The sequence below is a fragment of the Ruegeria sp. CF4 genome (assembly GCF_056537345.1).
Genome location: NZ_JBQFRJ010000025.1, coordinates 1 through 1,884 on the forward strand (window position 1 = coordinate 1; position 1,884 = coordinate 1,884).

The window sequence follows — 1,884 nt, forward strand, 5'->3', positions numbered from 1 at the left end:
ACCGTGGGCAGAACAGCGTCATAGAGTTTCAGAGCATCGCGGATTTCGGCCGGGGACATTGGTTTGTCCCCGGTATTGAGCACGGCGTTGTAGTTCTCGGTCAACTGCGCTTCGACCGCAGCAGGCCAACGACGGGTGACAAGAACCGAAGGCTTAACCATCACGCAGCCTTTCCCATGACACGGGCAATCGTTTCACCGATGACGGCAGGGTTTTCGGCGACGGTCACACCGGCGGCGGACAGAATCTCGACCTTTTCCGATGCGCTTTCACCGAAAGCCGAGATAATCGCGCCGGCGTGGCCCATGGTCCGTCCTTTTGGCGCGGTCAGACCCGCAACATAGGCAATGACGGGTTTGGTGATGTGATCGCGGATATATTCAGCCGCCTCAGCCTCTTGTGGCCCACCGATTTCGCCAATCATGGCAATAACCTCTGTATCCTCATCCCACTCAAAGCGTTCGAGAATGTCACGGAACGAGGAACCGTTGATCGGATCACCCCCGATGCCGACGCTGGTCGAAACTCCGATACCGCGCTCTTTCAACTGCGCCGCAGCCTCATAGCCAAGCGTCCCCGAGCGGCCAATGATGCCGACATTGCCGGGTAGGTAGATATGCCCAGGCATGATCCCCAACAGAGCTTTGCCGGGGCTGATCGTTCCGGCACAGTTCGGGCCGGTCAGCACCATACGCTTGTCCTTTGGATAGCGATACATGTAGCGTTTGACGCGGATCATATCCTGGGCCGGAATGCCGTCGGTGATGCAAACGCAATAGCGGATACCCGCATCTGCGGCTTCCATGATCGAATCCGCTGCAAACGGGGGCGGGACAAACACAAGGCTCGCATCCGCGCCGGTGGCTTCAACAGCCTGCTTGACGGTGTCAAAGACGGGCACACCTTCGACGGTTTCGCCACCTTTTCCGGGAACGACGCCGGCGACTACATTGGTGCCATATTCCAGCATATCCTTGGTATGAAAGCGCGCCATGCGTCCGGTGATGCCCTGAACGATTACGCGAGAGTCGCGGTCGAGAAGAATGCTCATTATACAGCCCTCACCTTGGTGTTTTGGGTCAGATCGTTCTGCCATGCGCCCACCGCCCGTTCAGCGGCTTCCATCAGCGTAGTGGCTCTGATGATCGGCAGGCCGGATTTGGCGAGGATCTTCTGACCCTCTTCAACGTTGGTCCCGGCAAGTCGCACAATGACAGGGATGTTGATCTCCAACTCGCGCAACGCCTGTACGACGCCTTCGGCGACCCAGTCGCAGCGGTTGATACCGGCAAAAATGTTTACCAACACCGCCTGAACATTGTCATCCGACAGAACCAGCCGGAATGCCTTGGCCACACGTTCAGGCGAGGCGCCGCCGCCAATGTCGAGGAAGTTCGCAGGCTCGCCGCCCGCCAGCTTGATGGTGTCCATCGTGGCCATGGCCAGACCTGCACCGTTCACGATGCAGCCGATATTGCCTTCAAGGCCCACATAAGACAGCCCCCGGTCCGCCGCACGGCTTTCGCGCGGGTCTTCCTGACTTTTGTCGCGCAATTCGGAAATCTGGGGGTGACGGAACAATGCGTTGTCGTCAAAGCTCATCTTCGCATCCAGCGCCAGAACCCGATCGTCGCCAGTGACGACCAGCGGGTTAATCTCGACCATGGTCGCGTCCAGCTCACTGAAGGCGGCATAGCAACCCTGCAACGTGCGAACCATGTGCTGCACAAGACGGGGTTCAAGGCCCAGATTGAAAGCAATCTCGCGGGCCTGGAATTCCTGCAACCCAACGGCGGGCTCCACGATCGAGCGCACGATGCTGTCAGGGCGTTCGGCGGAAATCTCTTCAATTTCCATTCCACCTTCCGACGAGGCGACGATCAT

General features: G+C 58.6%; 2 protein-coding genes and 1 pseudogene. All 3 read right to left on the minus strand.

Features of this window, described 5'->3' with window-relative positions; genetic code table 11:
- Window positions 1–161 (minus strand): annotated as a pseudogene (locus tag ACR0NF_RS21710) (D-glycerate dehydrogenase); the annotation flags it as partial.
- Window positions 161–1,051, minus strand: a complete 891-nt coding sequence (sucD, locus tag ACR0NF_RS21715; RefSeq protein ID WP_480667893.1) for a succinate--CoA ligase subunit alpha — start codon at window positions 1,049–1,051, stop codon at window positions 161–163. The gene sucD and the pseudogene ACR0NF_RS21710, both read right to left, overlap by 1 nt.
- The coding region (gene sucC, locus ACR0NF_RS21720; protein ID WP_480778946.1) for an ADP-forming succinate--CoA ligase subunit beta at window positions 1,051–1,884 on the minus strand (834 nt) is incomplete at its 5' end. The genes sucC and sucD, both read right to left, overlap by 1 nt.

Bases quoted from the DNA above. Each gene is read 5' to 3' on its own strand.
- sucD (WP_480667893.1), bottom strand. From the start codon at position 1,051: ATGAGCATTCTTCTCGACCGCGACTCTCGCGTAATCGTTCAGGGCATC.